Consider the following 24,806-nt stretch of genomic DNA (forward strand, 5'->3'; position numbering starts at 1 on the left):
AAACCTCCCGCATGAGTCATTCGAGTCTCGCGCGGAGAGATTGACGCCGGATCTTCGGCATGTCATCGATCATCACCGCGCCTGCCTGACTCGTTAGACAAGCGAGTTTCCATGAAATGCGCGGTGAAGTGGCCCTTCTTTGGTTACCAAACGTGACATTGGTAACGTCGATGGAATATCGCGCGCTGGCAGCTCTTGGCCGGCACCGGGGCCTCACCTCTCGAATCAGAACACCCAGCAGCGGTCGCGACCGGCACGCTTGGCGCGATACAACGCCATGTCGGCCCGCTCGATCATGTTCATCGGCGAATCGCCTTCCTGCCACTCGGTAATGCCGAAACTCGCCGAGAAGCGCAGCGGCGGTTCGCTGCCCTCAAGCGATTCGCGCTTACAGCGCTCGCGGATGCGGTCCGCCACGCGTAGCGCATCGCGCTCGCTGGCTCCCGGAAGCAGAATCGCAAATTCCTCACCACCGATGCGACCGATCAGATCGTCACCCCGCAGCGTCGACGAACACACGAGCACAAAACGGCACAGCACCTGATCGCCAATGGCATGCCCGTAGGTGTCGTTGATCGACTTGAAGTGATCCAGATCGGCCACGATGAGGCTCATCGGGTCATGCTTGCGTTGCACCCCTTCCAGTAACTGATCGAAGCGATGGAAAAAGTAACGGCGCGTGAGGCTTCCGGTCAATTCGTCGTAACTGGCTTCGAACGCCAGTTGGTTGTTCACCGCGCGCAGCTCCTCGTTCGACAGGCGCGTCTCGCGATGCTTCACACGCTCGCGCCAGTAGGTCCATCCGGCGAGCGCCACGATAACGACCCCCCCCAGATAGAGCAGGAAACACAACGCGAGGTCTTTGGCGTGCTGCCGGGTAAGCGCTTCCCAGGCGTCGACCTGTTCCACGGCGTAGACGATCAGATCGTTGCTCGAGCTTGGGCGCGACGTGATGACAAAGGGCTTGCGGAACTCGTCGAACTCCGACATCCGGTCGAGCAAGTCCTGCGGCACCCAGGCATTCGAGCGGCCAGGCGCTCGCTTGAACTGCGAGATCGGCATGCGCGCGAAGTCGTTGCGCTGGTACAGCGCCAGACGCTCGGCATCGGACAGCGACCCGACCTTGCCGTCCAGCATGAAGCGATTCTCGAAGCGCGGGTCGTTCGCCATGATGACCACGCCGTTGCCGTCGGTAACGAACGACTCGCCGCTGCCCACCCAATGACGCAGGCGCGTGAGTCCGATCTTGGTCATCACCACACCGATCAGAACACCATCGCGATACACGGGAGCGCTGAAATACAGGCCGGGCGCCTGAGGCTCCCAGCCTGCGGCGTAGCTCTCGAAACGCGCGCCCAATAGCGCATTGGTGACGTACGGCATATCGGCCACCGACTGGCCGATGGGCGACGGCGTATCACGGAAATTACTCGCAGCCGCGCATACGCCGCGCGTGTCGATCACCCAAACCCGATCGACGCCAAAGTATCCCTGAGCTCCCCTCAGAAATTCGTTGGCACGGGCCACGACCTCGGCGTCTGCGACGCCGCCGCGCGCCGGGCGCAGGACATCACGCAGCAGATCCACCTCGGCCAATGTTGAGGGAATGGCCCGCACCATCGCCAGATCCGTATTGATCGCGTGAATCATGCCGTCGGCGACCCGGTCGGCCACCGTTTGAGCGGCGTCGACACTCTGTGCGAGCTTGTCGCCGACCAACGACGTGGCAGTCCTGTCCGCCGCAACCCAGCAGGCGACCAGCACGCCGACCGAGACGCAGACGGCATAAAGCCAATGCTTTATCCTCATCCGAAAATCAAACGCTCGTTCTAATATTTTTATACTTCTTACGTTGGCAAAGCATCCACCTCTTTCGAGTCGCGTCTCTGTCTATTCCCCGGACAGAAGCTCTGGTCGCGACTGGCATCTCTAGTGCCGGCAAATTCCCGCCAATTCTGATTTGCGCGTCGAACTCTTTTCCTCGTTCCGGATCCCTGGCTTGTCGCGCCCCGAGCCCTCGGATCCTGGCTACCTCGCATTGTCCACCCCGACAATTGCAAGCTGTTGACAACCTGCCGCCCTCACCTCTGAGCGTTGCTGGCTACGGCGCGCAGCCATGCGCACGCACCGTTGGACATCATCGCGAAGACCGGATAATTCTATAGCACTCCGACGATGAATCCGCAGGAAAAACCGACAGACGGTCGATTTATTGCGAGCGCCTATTTAATCTATTAATTAGCTGAATACATTCTTTTCGTTTACGACCGTTTCATTGGCAAATACCGAAACGGGAGACTACCGAATCGAGCAGTTCGATTTCCACCGGCCGGGAAAACAAATAGCCCTGCGCGCACAGTGGCACGAAATGGCGCAGCCAATCCAGTTGCCGCTCGTTTTCCACACCTTCGACGATCAATTCGATGCCCAACGAGCGCGCAATGTTGACGATGTTCGAAATCATGAGACATGATCGTGACGAATCGGGAATCGACTCCACGAAAGAACGATCGACCTTGAGCGTATCGACAGGAAAGCGCGTCAGATAGGACAACGACGAATAGCCGGTACCAAAGTCGTCCAGCGCGATACGCACGCCCGCTCGTTTGAATTGCTCGATCTTCATTTCCACGAGCGCCGGATTCTTGATCATCACCGACTCGGTGATTTCCAGTTCAAGGCGATTCGGCTCAATCTCATATTCCTTCATGAGGCGCTCGACAAGCTCACCAATGTCGCCGCGCCAGAACTGCACCGACGAGACATTCACGGCAAGCCGCAGCGACGCCATCGGCGTGCCGCGCCATGCTTTCAGTTGACGGCACGCCTGCGTCAGCGCGAACTCGCCGATCGCTACGATCTGCCCGGTCGTCTCGGCCAACGGGATGAACTCGCCCGCGCTCAGCACGCCGCGCTCCGGGTGACGCCAGCGAATCAATGCCTCCGCGCCGCGCACGCAGTCGGCCTCAAGCGCCACGACGGGCTGATAGGCGAGGAAGAACTCGCCGTTGGCCAGCGCCTGCTCCATCTGGCGCTCCCACACGACAAGCTGATGGGCCTGGTATGTCATCTGCTGTGTATAGACACGCACCACGCTCTTGCCGGCTTCCTTCGCCGAGTACATGGCGAGATCCGCCTTCTTGATGAGATCCTCCTCAGTCTCGTCGGCCTTGGACCAGAACGTCACACCGATACTCGCGTGCAGCGCAAACGACGTGCCGTCGGCCACCATGGGCGCCTTGAGGGCGGCAAGCAGCATCTCGCCGAGGGGTTCGGCTTGCACCGCTGCATCGTCATCTTCGAGCAACACCATGAACTCATCGCCAGCAAAACGGGACAGCATGGCGCCCGGCGGCATGCGTGGCGCGAAGCGCTCGGCCACCTGGCGGATGATCTCATCGCCCTGCGCGTGGCCCAACGTATCGTTCACGCTCTTGAAGTTGTCGAGATCGATGTGAAGCAACGCAACCTTGCCGACCCGATCGGGATCGGCCAATGCGCGTCGTAGCGACTGCATCAACGCATAGCGGTTGGGAAGTCCGGTAAGCGCGTCGTACGAAATCAGACGCGTGAGTTGCTGGTCGCGGCCGATGAGTCGCTGCATTAGGTAAGCAATGAGCGCGAAGAACACAACGAGCGCGACCGACACGAAAGTCGCCATCGTCAGATACACGCGCTCCACGTGCCGGTACTCGGCCAGTCCCTCGTCCACCGACAAGCCGACTTGCACCGCCAGCGGATAGTCGCGCAGATGATGGTACGCCACGATGCGCTCGATGCCGTCGATGGGATCTCGCTGGACGCCGGAGTTACGTTGCTCAGTCGCGAAAGGCGGCAACTCCCCCATGCCGGTAATCGCCACGCTCGCACCGGTGCTGCGCGCGAGCAGCGCACCGTCATCGGCGATCACGGCGATCTGTCCGAATTGGCCGAGCACGGCATTCGTGTAGAAATCGGCGGTGAAGTAACTCGGCTCCTGCGACACGACGACCACCCCTGCGAAGCTGCCGTCGGGGTTGTTCAGTCGCCGACTGAACTGGAGAACCCACTTGTGCGAGACGCGACCGAAGACCGGATGGCTGATGTATAGGCCGTCGCTCGCGGTATCCAGATGCACCCGGAAATGCTCCCGGTCGGCAATGTTCACTCCGGTGCTACCGGGCATCGTTGCCGCGATGACGTCGCCCTTGGCATCGGCCACACTGACCAGCACCATGAAACGATCCGTGACGATCCCTTCGGTCAGCGTGCGTGTCAGATCGAAGCCGCCACGACGTCGCTCGTACTCGTACTTCACGAACCGGGTGATCTGATCGACTTGACGGATAGCACGCAGCGTCTGCTGCTCCAGCGCAGTGGCCACGGTCGATGCCGAGGCGGCCGTATCGCGCAGAACGGCATTGTGCTCGATCGAGATGCGCCAAAGCACAGCGGTCCAGACGAGGACCAGAATCAGGAAACCGAAAATCAGAATCGCGCCAATTGCGCGATAGGACGTAGCCCAACGCCAACGCCGTGCCCCCGTCGTGCTCGGTTCCGCCATAGATCGAGATCCTTTCAGCCTTCGCGCCCCCGCGCAGAAGGTCGATGTTGGCCCGGTTATCAATAGGATCCAGCGGGCGTCACTGACGGACGCCATCGTTTTCGGCAAGTGTAAGGCAAGCGCAGCGCCCCCGGAAGTCGTTCGACATCCCCTCAACCGGGGGATGTATCGCGCTCATCATGCCAGACGAACACGGCCCTGCCCATCCAACGGGGCCATATCTCGGATTACGGACAATTCGCCCCCCACTGCATTAGGAGAATCCCGAGGTACGAGGCCGGCCTGCCAAATGGCCCGACAGGCCGCGGCGCCTTGCGGAGTGACAAATGGCTCGGGAAACGCTGAAAAAGAAGAGACGCGTCAGTCTTCGACGTGCCACGTGCTCATGACTTGAGCAGATCAAGGAGGGATTCAAGTCTACGGCGTAAGTCGGCAACGTCAAGCACAGCGTGGACTTCGTCCGCCGTTGGCGCGCCGCCTTCTGCGGCAGCACCGCCCGACGCACGAGCGCCACGCGGCGAGTCGGCTTCGAGGCGGTTACGGGCACCATTGATGGTAAAGCCCTGCTCATAGAGCAACTCCCGGATACGCCGGATCAGCAGGACTTCATGGTGTTGGTAGTAACGGCGGTTACCGCGCCGCTTGACCGGGCGCAGTTGCGTGAACTCCTGCTCCCAATAGCGCAGTACGTGCGGCTTGACACCACACAGCTCGCTCACCTCACCAATGGTGAAGTAACGCTTGGCGGGAATCGGCGGCAAGGCAACGTGATCCATCGCGGCGTTGGCGGAATCGGACGACGGTTAGACTGCGGACGAAAAAACCAACGGCCGCCACAGAAGCGGCGGCCGGGATTTACTTGCTCACCGCGCCAGATTCGACGATCGACTTGAACTTCTGGCTGGCGTGGAAGGTGACGACGCGACGTGCGGCAATCGGAATGGCCTCGCCGGTTTTCGGATTCCGACCTGGCCGTTGCGGCTTGTCGCGCAACTGGAAGTTACCGAAGCCGGACAGTTTGACGCTGTCACCCGACTCAAGCGCGTCGCGGATCGATTCGAAAAACGCCTCGACCATATCCTTCGCTTCACGCTTGTTCAGACCAACGTGCTCGAAGAGCAACTCGGCCAGTTCGGCCTTGGTCAGCGTCGGCGCCTCGGTCGAGACCTCGTTCACTTCGCCGCGCCCCAGCGCGATGCGCTGCGCCGCGAGCATGGCTTCAAATTCACCAGGATTCATTTCGTTCATACGTCCCACGCGATGGCGATGACAGTGCGATGGTCTACTCGCAACCGGATCTTTTACTGAGTTTTCAGGCGCGCAAACGTGCGCCAAACCCTTCTACCCGTTGTACCAGTGCGTTAATGGCGCCCTGGACCGTCTCGTCCTGCAACGTACCCGAGGGGTCTTGCAGAGTAACACGAAATGCCACGCTTTTGTCCTGCGCACCAAGCGAGCCCGACGCGGCGCCAGCCTTCGGCCGGAACTCGTCGAACAACCGTACCGATTGCACCACGCTGCATGCCGGATCGTCGTCACGCGCGGCCAGCATGGCGTCAAGCAGCCCTTGCACCGGCTGCGCCTGATCGACCACGAGTGCGATATCGCGCGTGACCGGCGGGAACTTCGAGATGTCTTCGTAGCTCGCGACATCACGCACGAAAAGTGCCTCTGCCTCGATCTCGAATAGCACCGGCGCCTGCGGCAAATCGTACTTCTGCTGCCAACGCGGGTGCAACTCGCCAATGAATCCGACGCGCTTGCCGCCGACCTCGATCGCCGCACTGCGTCCCGGGTGCAACGCCGGGTGCTCAGCCTTCACAAAGCGCGCCGTACGCGGCGACAACAGCGCCTCGAGATCGCCCTTCACGTCGAAGAAGTCGACCTGACGCGTTGCAGCACCCCATTGCTCTTCGAGCACCGGACCGTACGCCAGCGCCGCCACCGTGACCGGCTGACGGTAACCGCCAACGCTCAGTTCACCCGAGGCCACCGTGCTGTCACGATGGTACGTGCGGCCGATTTCAAACACACGAACGCGCGATGCCTTGCGATTCAGGTTGTAGCGGGTAGTCGCGATCAGGCTGCCGATGAGCGTCGAGCGCATCACCGCGAGGTGACTGGCGATCGGATTGAGCAGCTTGATGGGGTTGTCGTTACCGGCGAAGTCCGCTTCCCACTCGACATCGACAAAGCTGAAGCCGACCGTCTCGTGGTAATCGCGCGCGGCCACGGCATGGCGCACGGCATGTTGCGAACGACGGCCTTCCTGCGTCGGACGCATGGCGCTCGCAGCAACCGGCGGATTGGCCGGAATACGATCAAAACCGTAAATGCGCGCAATTTCTTCGATCAGATCTTCTTCGATCTCGATGTCGAAGCGATACGACGGCGGCGTGACGTCGAACACACCGTCTTGCAAGGTGAACGGCAGACCGAGACGCGTGAAAATGGCGCTCATCTCCTGCTCGGAGACCGGCACGCCCAGAATCTTGATGGCACGCGCGACACGCATCTTCACCGGCTGGCGCTCGGGCAACTTCGCGACCTGATCTTCAAGCGGCCCCGCCTGGCCACCGCAGATCTCGAGCACCAGTTGCGTGGCGCGCTCAAGCGCACGCACGTTGCCTGCGAAGTCGACGCCACGCTCGAAACGATGCGACGCGTCGCTGGTGAAGTTGTACTTGCGCGCACGGCCCTGAATCGCCTGCGGGAAGAAAAACGCACCTTCGAGGAAGATATTCTGCGTTTCCAGACCCGCCTTGGTCGAGTCGCCGCCCATGATGCCGGCAAGGCCGATCGGGCCGCTGGCGTCGGTAATGGCGAGCACGCTCTCGTCGAGCGTCACGGTCTGTTCATTGAGCAACTTGAGCGTCTCGCCCGCACGGCCGAAGCGCACGTCGATCCCGCCTTGCAGACGGTTCAGATCGTAGACGTGCAGCGGTTGACCCAGTTCGAGCATCACGTAGTTGGTGATATCGACCAACGCGGAAATGCTGCGCTGGCCGGCGCGCTCGAGGCGCTCCACCATCCAGCGCGGCGACGCAGCGGCAGCGTTCACGTGACGAATGATGCGGCCACCGAAACGTCCGCAGCCTTCCGGCGAACTGATACGTACCGGCAACGTATCGGCGATCGTTGCCACCTGCGCGCCCTGCCCCGGCAGATCCTTGAGCGGTGCGCCGGTGATCGCGGCGACTTCACGGGCGATACCGAGCAACGACAGACAATCCGCCTTGTTCGGCGTGAGCTTGACGACAAATACCGTGTCGTCCAGATCGAGATACTCGCGGATGTTCATGCCGACCGGCGCATCTTCCGGCAGAATCATCAGGCCGGCGTGGTCTTCCGAGAGCTTCAGCTCACGTGCCGAGCACAGCATGCCGAAACTCTGCACACCGCGCAACTTGCCGATCTTGATCTGGAACGGCGCACCGCCGGCTTCGGCCGGGGGCAACGCAGCGCCAACGGTCGCACACGGTACCTTGATGCCAGGTGCCACGTTCGGTGCGCCGCACACGATGGTGAGCGTCTCGCCAGTGCCGGCGTCGACCTGACAAACATTCAGACGATCAGCATCCGGATGACGGGCGACTTCGAGCACCTTAGCCACCACCACACCTGTAAAAGGCGGGGCGACCGGGTCGGTTTCCTCGACTTCGAGCCCGGACATCGTCAGGGCATGCGCCAACGCGTCCGTCGACAAATCCGGGTCGACCAGGGTACGCAGCCACGATTCAGAGAATTGCATGGATCAGTTCGCTCGCAGTTAAGTCTTCACTTCCGAAAGCCCGGTGGCAGCGGCTTCGCGCGCCAGCCCGGGGCCATCGGCATCGATTACATGAATTGGCGCAGGAAGCGCAGGTCGTTCTCGTAGAACAGGCGCAGATCCTGAACGCCGTAGCGCAGCATCGTCAGACGCTCAAGCCCCGAGCCGAAAGCAAAGCCGATGTAACGCTCCGGGTCGAGCCCCATATTGCGCACCACTGTCGGATGCACCTGCCCCGAGCCCGAGATTTCCAGCCACTTGCCGGCGTTCTTGCCGGTTTCGAACTGCATGTCGATTTCGGCCGACGGCTCCGTGAACGGGAAGTACGACGGACGGAAACGCACCTGAATGTCGTCGCGTTCGAAGAACTTGCGCAGGAAATCGGTGTACACGCCCTTCAGGTCGGCGAAGCTGATGTCTTCGGCAATCCACAAACCCTCGACCTGATGGAACATCGGCGAGTGCGTAGCATCGGAGTCGACGCGATACGTGCGCCCCGGCGCGATCACCTTGATGGGCGGCTTGTTCATGCGCGCGTAGCGCACCTGCATCGGGCTCGTGTGCGTGCGCAGCAGCAGCGGCTTGCCGGCATCGTCGTTACCATCGACGTAGAAGGTGTCCTGCATCGAGCGCGCCGGATGGTTCTCCGGGCTGTTCAATGCAGTGAAGTTGAACCAATCGGTTTCGATTTCGGGGCCGTCGGCCACGTCGAAACCAATGGAACGGAAAATTTGCTCAACGCGCTCCCAGGTATTGAGCACGGGATGCAGGCTGCCAGCACCCAGGCCTCGGCCGGGCAACGTGACGTCGATGGCCTCGGCGGACAGGCGCGCGTCGAGCAGCGCATCGGCCATGGCCTGGCGGCGCGCCTGCAGGGCGCCTTCGATCTGTTGCTTGGCCGCATTGATCCGTGCGCCTTCGCTCTTGCGCGCTTCGGGATCGAGCTTGCCGAGGCCTTTGAGCAACTCGGTCAGTTGGCCGGTCTTGCCGAGAAAGCGGGCTTTCTCGTTTTCCAGCGCGGCGGCGTCGGGAGCGGCGGCGAACGCACGCTGCGCTTCGCTGACGATAAGTTCCAGATCCATATGCTACAGACTCAAGTTAGGCGGTCGGGATGGCCGCATGGACAAGCGAAAAACAAAAGGGGGCTCCGATGAGAGCCCCCCTCCTGGCGAATGGCGCGCGGTAAAACGCGCTATACGCTATTTACAGCTTAGGCTGCGACGGCGGCTTTCACCTGAGCGACAATCGCGGCAAACGCCGGCTTGTCGTTGATGGCCATGTCGGACAGCACCTTGCGGTCGAGTTCGATCGAGGCCTTCTTCAGACCAGCGATGAACACGCTGTAAGTCATACCGTGCTGACGCACACCTGCATTGATACGCGCAATCCACAAAGCGCGGAACACGCGCTTCTTGTTGCGGCGATCGCGATAGGCGTATTGCCCAGCGCGCATGACCGCTTGCTTGGCGATGCGGAAGACGTTATTGCGGCGGCCGCGGAAACCCTTGGCTGCAGCGATGACTTTCTTATGGCGGGCCCGTGCGGTGACCCCACGTTTGACTCGAGGCATGTTTCTCTCCTATCTAAGTCGGGGTTTAAGCGAAGGGCAGCATTGCGCGTACGGAGTTCAGATCAGACTCATGAACGCCGACGGCACCGCGCAGGTGACGCTTATTCTTGGTGGTCTTCTTCGTCAGAATGTGACGCTTGAAGGCCTGACCACGCTTGACGGTACCGCCAGGACGCACGCGAAAGCGCTTCTTGGCACCGCTCTTGGTTTTCATCTTAGGCATGAAAAACTCCGAGTTTTTAACATGATCACAGGTGTGACGCCAAAATCGCGCCCCTTGTAGAACCCGGGATCACTTGTGTTCAGGGCCTAACTGCACCCTGCATCGCTGTCACGCCCTTACGGGCGATGACGGCAATTCCTTACCACCCGGCGGTGTCGCTCGACACCGCCACGGCATTACTTCTTCTTCGGCGCGATGACCATGATCATCTGACGGCCTTCCATCTTCGGCATCTGTTCCGGCTGACCAACCTCTTCGAGATCGGACTTCAGACGTTCCAGCATACGAGCGCCGATTTCCTGGTGGGCCATCTCACGACCGCGGAAACGCAGCGTGATCTTGGTCTTGTCACCGTCTTCGAGGAACCGCTTCAGATTGCGCAACTTGACGTTGTAGTCGCCGTCGTCGGTGCCAGGCCGGAATTTGACTTCCTTGATCTGAACAACCTTCTGCTTCAGCTTGTTCTCGTGCGCTTTCTTCTGTTCCGAGTACTTGAATTTGCCGTAATCCATCAGACGGCAAACCGGCGGATTCGCGGTCGGCGCAATTTCCACCAGATCGACATCAGCCTCTTCGGACAGACGGAAAGCCTCTGCCAGTTTCACAATGCCAAGTGGCTCATTGTCGACGCCATTTAGACGCACTTCAGGCGCTGTAATTTCGCCGTTAATGCGATGCGACTTATCGGTAGCGATGTTGCATATCCTCGAAAAAAGTCAAAAATTTAGCCGCGCTGTCCGACAGGCGTTATTGGAACGTCGCGCAATCCTGCGCAAGGCGTTCGATGAGCGCGTCAACGGGCATCACACCCAGATCCACGCCGCCACGGGCACGCACGGCTACCGTATTCGCCTCCTGCTCCTTGTCCCCCACTACGACGAGATAGGGAACTTTCTGCATGGAGTGCTCGCGTATTTTATAGCTAATTTTCTCGTTGCGCAAATCGCTACGAGCCCTAAGCCCTTGTTCTTGCAACTTTTTCGTCACTTCTTGAGCGTAATCGGCCGTTTTTTCGGACACATTCATCACAATCACCTGCTCCGGCGCGAGCCAGACCGGCATTGCACCAGCATGGTGCTCGATCAGAATACCGATAAAACGCTCGAGCGAACCCAGGATCGCGCGGTGAAGCATGACCGGGCGGCGGCGGCTGTTATCTTCGGCCACATACTCGGCGTCCAGGCGCTCGGGCATCGAGAAATCGACCTGCATCGTGCCGCACTGCCATTGGCGGCCGAGCGCGTCCTTGAGCGTGTATTCAATCTTCGGGCCGTAAAACGCCCCGTCGCCCTCGGCGATGACGAATTCGCAGTTCGAACGGCGCAGCGATTCCATCAGCGCAAATTCGGCCTTATCCCAATTCTCATCCGACCCGACACGATGTTCAGGACGCGTAGCGACCTTGTAAATCATGTCCGTGAAACCGAAGTCCTTGTACACAGCGTGCAGCAGCGCCGTGTAGTTCACGCACTCGTCGAGAATCTGGTCTTCCGTACAGAAAATATGACCGTCGTCCTGCGTGAAGCCACGCACGCGCATCAGGCCGTGCAAACCACCCGACGGCTCGTTGCGGTGGCATTGACCGAACTCGCCGTAGCGAAGCGGCAGATCGCGGTAGCTGTGCAGCGCCGAGTTGAAAATCAGCACATGCCCCGGACAGTTCATCGGCTTGAGCGCGTAGGCGCGGCTCTCCGATTCCGTCGTGAACATGTTGTCCTTGTAGTTATCCCAGTGCCCCGACTTCTCCCAGAGCGTGCGGTCGAGAATCTGGGGGGCCTTCACTTCCTGATAGCCGTTGCTGCGATAGACGCGGCGCATGTACTGCTCGACTTGCTGCCAGAGCGTCCAGCCCTTCGGGTGCCAGAAGACGAGCCCCGGCGCCTCTTCCTGCATGTGGAAGAAGTCCAGCGCACGGCCGAGCTTGCGGTGATCGCGCTTCTCCGCCTCTTCAAGCATGTGCAGATACGCGTCCTGATCTTCCTTCTTCGTCCAGGCCGTGCCGTAGATGCGCTGAAGCTGCTCGTTCTTGGCGTCGCCGCGCCAGTACGCGCCGGCGACCTTCATCAGCTTGAAAACCTTGAGCTTGCCCGTCGACGGCACGTGCGGACCACGGCAGAGGTCAACGAACTTACCTTCGCGGTAGAGACCGATTTCGTCCGTTGCCGGAATCGACTCGATGATTTCGGCCTTGTACTTCTCGCCCATCGACATGAACAGGCGCACGGCGTCGTCGCGCGAAAGCACTTCGCGCGTTACCGGCTCGTCCTTCTTGGCCAGTTCGTGCATCTTCTTCTCGATGGCATCGAGGTCTTCCGGCGTGAAGGCGCGGTGGAACGAGAAGTCGTAGTAAAAGCCATTCTCGATCACCGGACCGATCGTGACCTGCGCCTCGGGGAACAGCTCCTTGACGGCGTACGCCAGCAAGTGGGCGGTCGAGTGGCGGATGATGTCCAGGCCATCGCCGTCCTTGTCCGTCACGATGGCGAGACTCACGTCGCGATCGATCAGATAAGACGTATCGACGAGCTTGCCGTCAACACGCCCCGCCAGGGCCGCCTTGGCCAGACCCGTGCCGATCGAACCCGCGACTTGTGCCACCGTCAGAGGGGCTTCGTACTGGCGTTGCGAACCGTCAGGCAAACGTACCGAAATCATGTCGCACTCCCATGCGCAAAAACGTCACGCGCGGCAAACGCCACGCGGCAAACCACGAAAAAAAACGGCCTCGACTATCGTCGAGGCCGTCTCTTCATTCCTTACATCCAGACGAAAAACACCCTCGACTTAACGTCGCACCTTCACCACTGTGAAAGTTCGGGCGATCATGAACATGAGTGTTTTTCCAGCGTCTGTGTCTGCGGGGTCTCGCGGACTGTCATGCATCAAATTCGTTGGTAGGCTCGATTGGACTCGAACCAACGACCCCCACCATGTCAAGGTGGTGCTCTAACCAGCTGAGCTACGAGCCTACTGCAAGAGAACGAGATTCTAGCAAGGTTTCCGCAGACCGCCAAGCGATTATTGTGCCTGCCGAAGAAAAAACGCATCAGGCAAGGCGTTTGCGCGTATTCCCTCGCACAATCCCCTTCCCTCGCCCACTCGTTTTCTCGCCTGACCGACCAGACATCGGCCCGCCGTCAATCCCGCCAAAATCCGTTTACCGTCGACGCGACGACACCACGCCTGCCACCCCGGCGAGTTGCGCAAGCGCCCGCTGCAACTGTCCGCCATCGCGCACTTCCACGGTGAACTGCATGAACGCCTGAGCCCCTCGCGACTGCGTGCTGACGCCCGTGACGTTGAGTTTCTCGCGTGAGAACACTTCCGAAATATCACGCAGCAGCCCTTGACGGTCCGATGCCTCGATCTGAATGTCCACCGGATACGCCGCCACGCCGCGCCCTTCGAGCACATCGGCCGACCAGGCAGTCTGGATCACTCGTTCGGGCGCGCGCGCCTTCATGGACTGAAAACTCGCGCAATCCTGACGGTGGATCGACACGCCCTTGCCCCGTGTGACGAACCCCACGATCGGGTCGGGCGGTGCCGGCCGGCAGCACTTGGCCAATTGCGTAAGCAATGCGCCGACGCCGACCACCAGCACCCCGCTCTTGGCCCCCTGAGTCACGCTCGTATCGAGACTCTTCTTCGCGACGAGCGTGTCCTCGTCACGAGGCTCCGGCCCCGGCAGATTGCCCGAAAGCGCCTGCTCGACGTGCCTCAGGCTGAATTCATCCTTGGCGATGGACGCATAGAGATCGTCCGGCGTTCGGAATCCCAGGCGGGTCGCCAGCTCCTCCAGATTGACCGACGTCTTGCCTTCGCGCTGCAACGTCTTGTCGATGAGCGCCCGCCCCTGAGCAATCGTCTCCTCAAGGTCGATGGTATTGAACCACTGGCGCACCTTCTGACGTGCCCGATGGCTCTGCAAATACCCCAACTGCGCGTTGAGCCAGTCGCGCGACGGACCGCCTTGTTTGACCGTCACGATCTCGACCGTCTGTCCGTTGTGCAGCGGCGTATTGAGCGGCACCATGGCACCGTCGACACGCGCGCCACGACAGCGATGCCCCAGTTCCGAGTGCAGGTGATAGGCGAAATCGATCGGCGTCGAACCTTGCGGCAGCGAGATCACGCGTGCCTGCGGCGTCAGCACATAGATGTGGTCGTCGATCGTCGCACGCTTGAGTTGCTCCCAAGGCTGTACGGCACCTTCCGCGCCGACCGTATCGGCCACGTCGTCCTTCCACGCCAGCAGCTGACGCAGCCACGCGATCTTCTCGTCGTAGGCCTCGTTCGCCGAGAACGCGCCGCCGTAACCTCGCTGCCCGGCCTCCTTGTAACGCCAATGGGCTGCAATGCCGTACTCGGCAAAGTGGTGCATTTCGTGCGTTCGGATCTGCACTTCGAACGCCCGCCCGTCGTCACCGATCACCACGGTATGCAGCGACTTGTAACCGTTGGGCTTCGGACGCGAGATGTAATCGTCGAACTCTTTCGGAATCGGCTGCCACAGGTTATGGACGATGCCCAACACCGTGTAGCAATCCTTGATGTCGTCGACGATCACGCGAAACGCTCTCACGTCGTACAGCTCGGCAAAATCGACCGCTTTGCCGCGCATCTTCTTCCAGATGCTGTAGATATGCTTCGGTCGCCCGGACACCTCGGCCTTCACGCCCGCGCGCGCCAATTCGTCCTGAAGACGCTGGATTGCCCCCTCGATGAACGTCTGGCGCTCGACCCGCTTTTCTTCGAGCAGCTTGGCAATCTGCTTGTACGTGACCGGCTCGAGAAAGCGGAACGCGAGGTCTTCGAGTTCCCACTTCAGTTGCCAGATACCCAGGCGGTTCGCGAGCGGCGCGTAGATCTCGAGCACCTCGTGCGGCATGTCCTCAGGCGGGGCCTTCTTCTGCGCCGCATACCAGCGCAGCGATTGCAGACGCGATGCCAGGCGGATCATCACAACGCGGATGTCCTGCGCGAACGCGAGCAGCATCTTGCGCAACCCTTCGACCTGCGACTTGCGCTCGGCCGAGGCGTCGCGATCGCGCCCGTCGGAGGGCATGGCCTGAGCAGCGCGCGAACCCGCGCCGGAGAGCCGTTGCAGCTTGCGCACGTCGATCACGAGCGCGGTGACTTCTGCACCGAAGGTCTGGGTCAACGTGGTTTGCGCATCCGGCAGAAACTCGGCGGCCGAAAACAACGCCGCCGCCTGATGTGTCGCCTCATCCACGCGAAGCGTATCGAGAATCGCGAGCATGCCGCGCGCATGCGCCATGATCGGCTCGCCCGACGAGAGGACGTGTGCCGCGCATAGCTTCTCGGCAAACGCGAGCGCATCGGCCAGCGTGGCGGGCAGTTGTGCCTCGCCCCCACCCGTTACCGGATTTGTAGCACCGGGCGCCGTTGTTGAATGAGTGCCTGCGGATGTCGGTGCTTGATGTTGGTTCATGTCGGAGCACGGGGCGACAAGCGCCCCTGATGATGCGGGTCGAGCCCTCAGCTTTCGCGCTGAGCCGCCACGACCACGATTTCAACGAGCATGGCAGGGTCGGCGAGCAACGCCTGCACCGTGGCACGCGGAGGTGCATTGCCGGCCGGCACCCACTCATCCCACACCTGATTCATTTCACCAAAATACTTCATGTCCGAAATGTAGATCTGGCAGGAGAGAATCAACGACTTGTCGCTGTTCGCTTCCGCGAGCAGACGGTCGATATGCGCGAGCACCTGACGCGTCTGACCCGCCATGTCCTGCGAACGATCATCGGGCGTCTGCCCGGCCAGATAAACGGTGCCGTTATGCACGGCCATGTCCGACCAGCGCTTTTCGACGTAGAAACGTTGTACTGCCATGATGTAAAACTCCTCGTGTTCTTCTAAACTTCGGACCGCCCCTGCACAGCGCCATCAGGCGAGCGTCAGTCCGCGTATCCGTCAAAAAATCGGCGGGCGATCTCGATCTGATCCGCATGCACAAACGTCGGCGCGTGTCCCACACCGGCGATTTCCACGGCGCGCGCGTGTTGCGCGTGCGCCAGCATTTGTTCGAGCGTTGTGCGAGAGAGCAAATCCGACTGCTCGCCGCGCACGACCAGCGTACGCCCAGAAAACGCCGCAAGCGACGCCCAGAGTATCGCTTCGCCCGCCGCGATGGCGTCTGGCGGAACCCCCGAAAATGCGGCCCCAATCGACGGATCGTAGCGCAATACATAGCCGTCACCCTCGGCCTTGAGCAGTGGCTCGCACAGCGCAAGCCACTCCTCGCGCGCGTGTGGCCCAAATGCCGAAGAGATCGACCAGAGGTAATCCGCGCCCTCGTCCAACGAAGCGAATCGCTTCGGTATCCCGACATACTGACCGATGCGAGCAAGCGCAGGAGCGTCGATATGCGGCCCCACATCGTTGAGCAACAAGCTGCGAATTGGCGTATCCGGCATGCCTGCAAGCCCCATGCCGATCAGGCCGCCCATCGACGTGCCGAACCAGTCCACCGAAGACACACCGAGCCGCGCAATCAACGTCACCATGTCGGAGACATACTGTGGCACGACATAACCGGCTGGATTCGCCAGCCACGACGACTGCCCGCGCCCGACCACATCCGGACATATGACACGGTAGTCGTTCGCGAGTGCCTTCGCCAGCGTGTCAAAATCGCGACCGCATCGCGTGAGTCCGTGCACGCACACCAGCACGCGTGGATTTTCAGAGTCACCCCATTCCGTGTAGGCCATCCGATGCAATCCAGACGGACTCAGACATTGAACGTTCGACAGACGTGGCACGTGGCTCGACATGGCAGACTCATCGGATCGGTTTCCAGACCCGAATTCTACCGCGCCTGCCAGGAAGCGTGAGCTAGAATGAGGCGACTCATGAGACGCATCCAACCGCAGTTCGCGGACACGCTCATCGACATCGGATAAATCCCTCACCCTTCATCCGCACGGAGACGATGCAATGCTGAAAGGAAAAATCGCCCTCGTAACCGGCTCGACCAGTGGCATAGGTCTGGGCATGGCTCAGGCGCTCGCGGTACAGGGAGCCAACGTCATCACGAACGGTTTCGGCGACGCCAACGCCGCGAGCAAGGCCATTGCCGACGCCGCGGCGAGGGCTGGCCGCACGGGCACTCAGGTCGGGTATCACGGTGCCGACATGAGCCGTGCCAGCGAAATCGAGGCGATGATGCAATATGCCGAATCGGATTTCGGCGGCGTCGACATTCTGGTCAACAACGCGGGGATTCAGCACGTTGCGGAGATTCAGGATTTTCCGACGGACAAATGGGATGCGATCATCGCGATCAACCTGACGTCGGCATTTCACACCACGCGGCTTGCCTTGCCCGGCATGCGACAGCGCAACTGGGGACGGATCATCAACATCGCCTCGGTACACGGACTCGTGGGTTCGGCCGGCAAATCGGCGTACGTCGCGGCCAAACACGGCATCGTCGGCCTGACGAAAGTCACCGCACTGGAAAACGCGCAGTCGGGGGTGACGGCCAATGCCATCTGCCCGGGCTTCGTGCTCACACCGCTTGTGCAGAAGCAAATCGACGATCGCGCGGCGCGCGAGCATCTTTCCGGCGACGAAGCGAAACGCTCGCTGTTGGGCGAAAAGCAGCCTTCCGGAGAGTTCGTGACGCCAGAACAACTTGGCGCACTGGCCGTTTTTCTGTGCAGCGACGCCGGCTCGCAGGTGCGCGGCGTGGCATGGAACATGGATGGCGGCTGGGTCGCACAGTAATCACGGCAAGCGCCGGGACTCAGGCATTTCAGAAGGCTTGCCGACGCCACAAGAACAAAACGGGCGGGGAATTTCCCCGCCCGTTTTGCCTTCCACCGATCACCGGGCTCAACGGCCACGGTAACCCTCAGCAAAGCGGCTTATCAAAGCGCCACGCCTGAATGCGACAGGCACGATGACATGATAGGCACACCGCCAAAGCGTCAGACAGCGCTCGTGTCGAGCGGTGCCCCGGTCTTCTGCGAAATTTCTTCCTTCGTCACGCCCTGCGCCAGTTCGACAACTTTCAGGCCATCCGGCGTCACGTCGATCACACCGAGGTCAGTAATGATGCGATTGACCACGCCAACGCCGGTGAGTGGCAAATCACAGGCCTTGAGGATCTTGTGAGCGTCGCCCTTGGCCACATGCTCCATGAGCACGACCACGCGACCAACACCGGCAACCAGATCCATTGCGCCGCCCATGCCCTTGATCATCTTGCCCGGAATCATCCAGTTCGCAAGATCGCCCTTCTCGCTGACCTGCATCGCGCCGAGGATCGCAAGATTGATGTGGCCGCCGCGGATCATCGCGAACGAGTCTGCCGACGAGAAAATCGACGAGCCCGGCAGCGTCGTGACCGTCTGCTTGCCTGCGTTGATCATATCGGCGTCGACTTCGTCTTCCGTCGGGAACGGTCCGATACCGAGCAGGCCGTTCTCCGATTGCAGCCAGACCTCCATGCCTTCGGGTACATGGTTCGCCACCAATGTGGGCAAACCGATTCCGAGGTTCACGTAAAAGCCGTCTTCCAGCTCGCGCGCCGCACGCGCAGCCATTTCTTCACGATTCCATGCCATGGTTATCTCCTTGATCTCGGCGCTTACTTGGCACGTACCGTGCGTTGTTCGATGCGTTTTTCCGGATGTGCATTCAGCACGATGCGCTGAACGAAGATACCGGGCAGGTGCACGTCGTCCGGGTCGATCGAACCGGTATCGACCAGCTCTTCGACTTCAACGATCGTGATCTTGCCAGCCATGGCGGCCATCGGATTGAAGTTGCGGGCGGTGCGATTGAACACGAGGTTACCGGCACGATCGGCCTTGGCAGCCTTCACAAGCGCGACATCGGCGCGCAGCGAGCGCTCCATGACGTATGTCTCGCCGTCGAATTCGCGCGTTTCCTTGCCTTCGGCAACCACGGTACCCACACCGGTCTTCGTGAAGAACGCCGGAATACCCGCACCGCCGGCGCGCAGCTTTTCAGCCAGCGTGCCCTGCGGCGTGAATTCGAGTTCGAGTTCTCCGGCCAGATACTGGCGCTCGAACTCCTTGTTCTCGCCAACGTACGAGGAAATCATTTTCTTGATCTGACGCGTCTCGAGCAGCAGCCCCAGACCAAAACCGTCCACCCCGGCGTTGTTGCTGATACAGGTGAGCCCCTTCACGCCCGAGTCGCGCAGCGCGGCGATCAGGGCCTCCGGAATGCCACACAGGCCGAAGCCACCAACGGCGAGCGTTTGCCCGTCCGCGACGACACCGGCAAGCGCCTCCTTGGCGCTGGCGTATACCTTGTTCATCGTTTGTCCCTTTCCCTCGGTTGAGAATTGAAATTATGTCGCGCTCTTGCGCGTTGCGAGGCTTGCGCCACCTCGCGAATCGCCGGGGCAACGCACCTCATGCAACCATAGAGCTTACGGTGGCGTGCAAATGGGGCACAATACGTGAAATTACATATCTTTCCGCGCATCGAGCCGCAGCCATACTGGTGTTGCACCGGCACGCGGCCCGACCGGACTTGCACCGCCCCCATGCCGACGTTCGACTATCAGACAGCTTTTCACATCGCGCCAGTCGGCTTGGTCATTTCTCGCCAGCGCATCATCGAGGACTGCAATCGTCAACTTGGCAAGATCTTCGGCTACGAACACGAAACCCTCATCGGTCAGTCGTTCCAGGTGCTTTATCCGTCACCGAAAGAGTTCGAGCGCATTGGCGAGCGTATTCCACCGATCATGAGCACGCAAGGCGTCTACGCCGACGAGCGCATCATGCGTCGCGCCAACGGCGAACTGTTCTGGTGCCACGTGACGGGCCGATCGCTCGACGTTCAAGACCCCCACGCCGCCGGTCTCTGGACCTTCGAGGACATGTCAGCCACACGCCGCGTCGCCGTAGCGCTGACGGCCCGCGAGCGCGAAATCGCGGCGCAACTCGTGCAAGGCAAGACCAGCAAACAAATCGGCAAGATTCTCGACATCAGCCCGCGAACCGTCGACATCTATCGTGCGCGTCTGATGCAGAAGTACGGCGCGGGCACGGCGACGGAACTCGTGCAGCGTCTGCTCGGAAACTGACCTGAGTGAAGGCGGGCGAGGTGCCGAATTCCGCGCATCGTTACGCCCACCGGACCGATCTCACGCCATCAGCCCTCGCACCGCTTCCGGCAGCGGCACCGATTTCTCTTCCTTGTAGTTCACCCAGACGATCTTCGCACCGCCCTCGGCAACCACCACATCAGGCGTATCGGCGCGGCGCAACTCGAAACGCGTGTCGACACTGCTTCGCCCCGGTGCGCCCACAAACATGCGGCAATCGATATCGCCTGGATAGCGCAACTGGCGCAGGAACGTCATATTCGCATTGATAATGACCGGCCCCTCCCCCGTCGAGCTTTCTTCGGACGCGATATTCAGGGTTTCCAGCCACGAGATACGCACCTGCTCCATGTACCGGAAGTACACGGTATTGTTGACATGCCCGAAGGCATCCATGTCGCCCCAGCGAATGGGCATGCGCATACGAAAGACTTCTTTGTATTCTGATGACACTGCAAATTCCCCATATTGAAAATCAACGCCCTGTCGTGCGATGACAGGGCGTCATGGGGATAAAGTGTAGCGCTTCGGATGGATAGGCGTGCAGCAAGACGCCACGATTTGCCCGAAACGGCGGCCTTTTCGGAATGACGTGAGAGCATTGCCTCGGAGGTTTCCGAAGCAACGCACAACTACTTGCGCACGCCAATATCGTGCGGCTTGCTGACTGTGGTGTCGTCTTTGACCGCAGCCTCCGCCTTCTCGACCAAATCGCGGCCGACAAGCACCTTCCATTTCATATAGACGGCGCGCGTCGCTTCGGCGAAGCGCTGACGCTGCTCAGGCGTGAGTCGCGTAACCTTCACGCCGCGCGCCTCCAGATCCTCCCATGTACCGCGCCCGGTGTTCAGAAGGTCTTCTCGTGCCAACGTCACCTCGAAGCGTGCAGCCTCCATCGCTGCATCGCGAACGATGTCGCGATCCTGTGGCGACCAGCTATCCCAGACCTGCCGGTTGACCACAAACACGATGGGATCGGCCACGTAATCCCATACCGTGATGTAGCGTTGCCCCAACGTATCGAGTCGCACATTGTTGTAGATCGTCAGCGGATTTTCCTGACCGTCGATCTTGCGCGCGCGTATCGCCCGAATGGCCTCGCTCCACGTCATCTGGGTCGGCACCGCCCCCAACGCCGTGAAAATGTCGTTGAACAGCAATGACCCGACCACACGGAAGCGCAAACCGCGCATGTCTTCGGGCGTGCGGATCGGGCGGCGCGAATTGCTCAGTTGCCGGAAACCGTTCTCCCCCCATGCCAGCGGCACCACACCCTGCTCTTCCACACGGCGGAACAGCTCACGCCCTACGTCACCCTGAGTGAGCGCATCGAGCGACCGATAGCCACGCAACAGAAATGGCAGCGAAAAGACGTTGAATTCGGGGATGGCCGAAGACCAGTTGATCGTCGAGCCGACCGCCATGTCGATGACGCCCTGGCGCAACGCCGTGAACTCGCGTGTCTGATCGCCACCGACGAGCGTAGCGCCCGTGTGTAGCCGTATGTTGATGCGTCCGCGAGTCCGCTCGCGCACCATGTCTGCCCACAGCTGCGTGCCCTTGCCCCAAGGGGTGCCGGCATCGGGCACGATCGACAGCGAGTATTCGGCTTTATAAGGTTGCGCGGCCACAGGCAGTGCGATGACGGCGAGGGCAAGCGCGACTCCGACGAGCCCCCGCCAGCCTTGATTACGCATGGTGTCCCCAAGATGATCGGGGTACGACGTCAGTGCGACGCCCTTCTCGACCCCGTGAGCATCGGCAAATTATGCGCTCGTGCTCACGAGGCTGACTGCCTCGGACATTCCCGGATTGCCGCATTGCACCCGGCCTGCGCAATCGCCCGAATCGTCACGACACTCGCCCTGACAAGGTTCAGCCAATCGCCAGGCCATCGTCGACGGTCATGATCGAGCCGTTGATAAATCTGGAGTCGTCCGAGGCCAGAAGCAGAATCAACCCATCAAGATCGCTCGGCTCGCCCACGCGCTGACGCGGCAGCATCTGAATCAGCTTGCGACCGGCCTCGGTCTGCCAATGCTCGTGATTGATCTCGGTGTCGATATAACCCGGACATAGCGCGTTCACATTGATATTGAAGCGCCCCCATTCCAGCGCCATCGCGCGCGTCATATGGATGACCGCCGCTTTGCTGATGCAGTACACGCCGAGCATGGAAATCGCCCGCTGTCCCGCCACCGACGCCACATTGATGATCCGGTGCTGACGCTGCGGATCGCCCTTGGCGCGCCGAATCATGCGCTTGGCGACTTCCTGCGCCACAAAGAAGGTCCCTCGGGTGTTTGTGCCGAGGACGTAGTCGTATTCCTGAGGCGTGACGTCGACCAGCCGTTGTTGAGCCGAAACCCCCGAGTTGTTGATGAGAATATCGATAGCGCCTGCCTCGGTCTCGGCATGCGCCACGCCAGCACGAATGCTGTCGTAGTCGGTGACGTCCAGCGGAACGACGTGCGCAGCACCGCCCTGCGACTCGATCTCCGCGCGCAACTCCTTGAGCCGCTCCACACGGCGGCTGGCAAGCACGACCTTGGCCCCGGCCTGCGCGAGCACCTTGGCAAACTGCATGCCGAGTCCGCTCGATGCCCCGGTCACCATCGCCACTTTGCCTTCCAGATTCAGCGAACGCCCCATCGTCGTCTCCCCTCAAGCCCGCACACCTATTGAAAAACGGCACCGCCCCAAGGCCCGCCGCTAGAGCTTCCCACCTACCAAACCGAACGATCGTGCTATTAATATGCGGTTGCGAGGTGTTCTCCATTCCCGGAAAATGGCCGCACCCACGAATTCTAACGTTTATAACAGGAGCATCAATGGATCCCAAGCTGCTTGAGCAGTACGGCCCGAGGGAGTCGATGGAATATGACGTCGTCGTCGTTGGCGGCGGTCCGGCCGGCCTGTCCACGGCTATCCGTTTGAAGCAACGTGCGCAGGAAGCAGGCAAGGAAATCTCCGTTTGCGTGCTGGAAAAAGGCTCGGAGATCGGCGCCCACATTCTGTCGGGCGCTGTCATGGACCCGCGCGCACTGACCGAACTGATTCCGAACTGGAAGGAACTCGGCGCGCCGCTCGACACCCCCGTCGTCGAAGATCGCTTCCTGTTCCTGAACGAGACGGGTGCAACCCCCACCCCGTCGTGGCTGCTGCCGGCCTGCTTCCAGAATCACGGAAACTACGTCATCAGCCTGGGCAATGTCGTGCGCTGGCTTGGTCAGCAGGCCGAGGCGCTGGGCGTCGAAATCTTCCCGGGCTTTCCCGCCGCAGAGATTCTGTACGACGAAAATGGCGCAGTCATGGGCGTGGCGACCGGCAACATGGGCGTTGGCAAGGACGGCGAGCCGACCGAGAACTTCCAACTCGGCATGGAGCTGCACGCGAAGTACACGATCTTTTCGGAAGGCGCGCGCGGCAGTCTCGGCCGCCAGTTAATGCGCAAGTTCAACCTCGACGATGGTCGCGATCCTCAGGCTTACGGCCTGGGCATCAAGGAACTGTGGGAAATCGATCCGGCCAAGCACAAGGAAGGCCTCGTGATCCACACGGCCGGCTGGCCGCTCAATTCCCAAACCTACGGCGGCTCGTTCCTCTATCACTTGCCGAACCATCAGGTCGCGGTAGGTTTTATCGTCGGTCTCGACTACAGCAATCCGTATCTGTCGCCGTTCGAGGAGTTTCAGCGCTACAAGACGCATCCGTCGATTCGCCACTTCCTCGAAGGTGGCAAGCGTGTCTCATACGGCGCACGTGCCATCACGGCGGGCGGGCTGCTGGCGCTGCCGAAACTCGTCTTCAAGGGCGGCGCGCTGGTCGGCTGCGAGGCGGGTTTCCTCAACGTGAGCCGCATCAAGGGCAGTCACGCCGCCATCAAGAGCGGCATGATGGCCGCCGACGCTGCTTTCGACGCGCTGGCCGCTGAGCGTCAGCGTGACGAGCTTGTGGCTTACCCGGCGGCGTTCGAGCAATCGTGGCTGCACGAAGAACTGAACAAGGCGCGCAACTTCAAGCAGTGGTTCAAGAAGGGCCTGACCGTTGCCACGCTCATGACGGGCATCGAACAGAAGCTGCTCGGCGGCAAGATGCCGTGGACGATCCACCGCAAGAAGGCCGATCACGAATGTCTGCTGCCGGCAGCGCAATGCCAACCGATCGTCTATCCGAAGCCGGATGGCAAGCTCACCTTCGACCGTCTGTCGTCGGTCTTCATCTCGAACACCAACCACGAAGAGAACCAGCCGGCACACTTGACGCTCAAGGACCCCAGCGTGCCGGTCGGTATCAATCTGGCCGAATACGCGGGCCCGGAGCAACGTTATTGCCCGGCGGGTGTGTATGAGTTCGTGAAGAACGACGACGACTCCGAGCGTCTGCAAATCAACGCGCAGAACTGCGTGCACTGCAAGACCTGCGACATCAAGGACCCGACGCAGAATATCGTGTGGGTAACACCGGAAGGCGGTGGCGGGCCGAACTACCCGAATATGTGATGTCGATTGCCGCCGGTTCGTCCGGCGGTTTTTGTTTGCAGACTGCCCGTGACACGCTGTTGCGCAACCTGCCCGCTGA

Annotated in this window: 21 protein-coding genes and 1 tRNA gene; 3 read left to right on the top strand and 19 right to left on the bottom strand. The window is 60.8% G+C overall.

Annotated elements, in window-relative coordinates; genetic code table 11:
- Positions 1–225: 225 nt before the first annotated feature.
- From PCO31110_RS08375 to PCO31110_RS08440, 14 genes are all read right to left on the bottom strand, one after another.
- The gene (locus tag PCO31110_RS08375; protein WP_010806042.1) at positions 226–1,809 is read right to left on the bottom strand and encodes a sensor domain-containing diguanylate cyclase; all 1,584 of its coding nucleotides are present in this window, start codon (positions 1,807–1,809) and stop codon (positions 226–228) included.
- A 463-nt stretch (positions 1,810–2,272) separates the two neighbouring features.
- Entirely contained in the window at positions 2,273–4,543 is a 2,271-nt protein-coding gene (locus PCO31110_RS08380; RefSeq protein WP_010806043.1) for a bifunctional diguanylate cyclase/phosphodiesterase, read from the bottom strand.
- 383 nt (positions 4,544–4,926) lie between these two features.
- A complete protein-coding gene (locus PCO31110_RS08385) occupies positions 4,927–5,319 on the bottom strand; it encodes a MerR family transcriptional regulator (RefSeq protein WP_150690153.1) in 393 nt (130 codons plus the stop codon).
- A gap of 79 nt (positions 5,320–5,398) precedes the next feature.
- Positions 5,399–5,791 carry an integration host factor subunit alpha gene (locus PCO31110_RS08390; protein ID WP_036663111.1) on the bottom strand — a complete coding sequence of 131 codons (393 nt, stop codon included), beginning with the start codon at positions 5,789–5,791 and terminating at the stop codon, positions 5,399–5,401.
- 64 nt (positions 5,792–5,855) lie between these two features.
- Positions 5,856–8,294 (bottom strand): phenylalanine--tRNA ligase subunit beta, encoded by a 2,439-nt coding sequence (pheT, locus tag PCO31110_RS08395; protein ID WP_010806046.1) that lies wholly within the window; start codon positions 8,292–8,294, stop codon positions 5,856–5,858.
- Positions 8,295–8,380: 86 nt separating this feature from the next.
- Complete coding sequence (pheS, locus tag PCO31110_RS08400; protein WP_010806047.1) at positions 8,381–9,394, bottom strand: phenylalanine--tRNA ligase subunit alpha; 1,014 nt, start codon at positions 9,392–9,394, stop codon at positions 8,381–8,383.
- A 128-nt stretch (positions 9,395–9,522) separates the two neighbouring features.
- Positions 9,523–9,882: a 50S ribosomal protein L20 gene (gene rplT / locus PCO31110_RS08405; protein WP_010806048.1), complete on the bottom strand. Its 360-nt coding sequence runs from the start codon at positions 9,880–9,882 to the stop codon at positions 9,523–9,525.
- Positions 9,883–9,907: 25 nt separating this feature from the next.
- Positions 9,908–10,105 (bottom strand): 50S ribosomal protein L35, encoded by a 198-nt coding sequence (rpmI, locus tag PCO31110_RS08410; RefSeq protein ID WP_010806049.1) that lies wholly within the window; start codon positions 10,103–10,105, stop codon positions 9,908–9,910.
- Positions 10,106–10,281: 176 nt separating this feature from the next.
- The gene (infC, locus tag PCO31110_RS08415; protein ID WP_072633239.1) at positions 10,282–10,800 is read right to left on the bottom strand and encodes a translation initiation factor IF-3; all 519 of its coding nucleotides are present in this window, start codon (positions 10,798–10,800) and stop codon (positions 10,282–10,284) included.
- Between the two features lie 52 nt (positions 10,801–10,852).
- The gene (gene thrS / locus PCO31110_RS08420) at positions 10,853–12,760 is read right to left on the bottom strand and encodes a threonine--tRNA ligase (RefSeq protein WP_010806051.1); all 1,908 of its coding nucleotides are present in this window, start codon (positions 12,758–12,760) and stop codon (positions 10,853–10,855) included.
- A gap of 237 nt (positions 12,761–12,997) precedes the next feature.
- Positions 12,998–13,074 (bottom strand) — tRNA-Val (locus tag PCO31110_RS08425).
- A gap of 188 nt (positions 13,075–13,262) precedes the next feature.
- Positions 13,263–15,560 (bottom strand): RelA/SpoT family protein, encoded by a 2,298-nt coding sequence (locus PCO31110_RS08430; RefSeq protein WP_010806052.1) that lies wholly within the window; start codon positions 15,558–15,560, stop codon positions 13,263–13,265.
- A 47-nt stretch (positions 15,561–15,607) separates the two neighbouring features.
- Positions 15,608–15,964 carry a RidA family protein gene (locus PCO31110_RS08435; RefSeq protein WP_010806053.1) on the bottom strand — a complete coding sequence of 119 codons (357 nt, stop codon included), beginning with the start codon at positions 15,962–15,964 and terminating at the stop codon, positions 15,608–15,610.
- A gap of 65 nt (positions 15,965–16,029) precedes the next feature.
- Entirely contained in the window at positions 16,030–16,908 is an 879-nt protein-coding gene (locus PCO31110_RS08440) for an alpha/beta fold hydrolase (RefSeq protein ID WP_036663114.1), read from the bottom strand.
- Positions 16,909–17,071: 163 nt separating this feature from the next.
- Between PCO31110_RS08440 and PCO31110_RS08445 the strand changes: the two genes are divergently transcribed.
- Positions 17,072–17,863 carry a 3-hydroxybutyrate dehydrogenase gene (locus PCO31110_RS08445; protein WP_150690154.1) on the top strand — a complete coding sequence of 264 codons (792 nt, stop codon included), beginning with the start codon at positions 17,072–17,074 and terminating at the stop codon, positions 17,861–17,863.
- 203 nt (positions 17,864–18,066) lie between these two features.
- Here PCO31110_RS08445 and PCO31110_RS08450 read toward each other — a convergent pair whose 3' ends face one another.
- Positions 18,067–18,705 carry a CoA transferase subunit B gene (locus tag PCO31110_RS08450; protein ID WP_150690155.1) on the bottom strand — a complete coding sequence of 213 codons (639 nt, stop codon included), beginning with the start codon at positions 18,703–18,705 and terminating at the stop codon, positions 18,067–18,069.
- Positions 18,706–18,728: 23 nt separating this feature from the next.
- Entirely contained in the window at positions 18,729–19,427 is a 699-nt protein-coding gene (locus tag PCO31110_RS08455) for a CoA transferase subunit A (protein WP_010806057.1), read from the bottom strand.
- A gap of 231 nt (positions 19,428–19,658) precedes the next feature.
- Between PCO31110_RS08455 and PCO31110_RS08460 the strand changes: the two genes are divergently transcribed.
- Positions 19,659–20,204, top strand: coding sequence for a PAS and helix-turn-helix domain-containing protein (locus PCO31110_RS08460; RefSeq protein ID WP_010806058.1), 546 nt, complete (start codon positions 19,659–19,661; stop codon positions 20,202–20,204).
- Between the two features lie 60 nt (positions 20,205–20,264).
- Here the strand turns inward: PCO31110_RS08460 and PCO31110_RS08465 are convergent, their stop codons facing one another.
- From PCO31110_RS08465 to PCO31110_RS08475, 3 genes are all read right to left on the bottom strand, one after another.
- Entirely contained in the window at positions 20,265–20,678 is a 414-nt protein-coding gene (locus PCO31110_RS08465) for an acyl-CoA thioesterase (protein WP_256380705.1), read from the bottom strand.
- A gap of 179 nt (positions 20,679–20,857) precedes the next feature.
- Entirely contained in the window at positions 20,858–21,922 is a 1,065-nt protein-coding gene (dctP, locus tag PCO31110_RS08470; RefSeq protein ID WP_010806060.1) for a TRAP transporter substrate-binding protein DctP, read from the bottom strand.
- Between the two features lie 178 nt (positions 21,923–22,100).
- The gene (locus PCO31110_RS08475) at positions 22,101–22,877 is read right to left on the bottom strand and encodes an SDR family oxidoreductase (protein ID WP_010806061.1); all 777 of its coding nucleotides are present in this window, start codon (positions 22,875–22,877) and stop codon (positions 22,101–22,103) included.
- A gap of 179 nt (positions 22,878–23,056) precedes the next feature.
- Between PCO31110_RS08475 and PCO31110_RS08480 the strand changes: the two genes are divergently transcribed.
- A complete protein-coding gene (locus PCO31110_RS08480) occupies positions 23,057–24,727 on the top strand; it encodes an electron transfer flavoprotein-ubiquinone oxidoreductase (protein WP_036663117.1) in 1,671 nt (556 codons plus the stop codon).
- Positions 24,728–24,806: the final 79 nt, after the last annotated feature.

The sequence above is a fragment of the Pandoraea communis genome, from assembly GCF_902459745.1.
Taxonomy (GTDB): domain Bacteria; phylum Pseudomonadota; class Gammaproteobacteria; order Burkholderiales; family Burkholderiaceae; genus Pandoraea; species Pandoraea communis.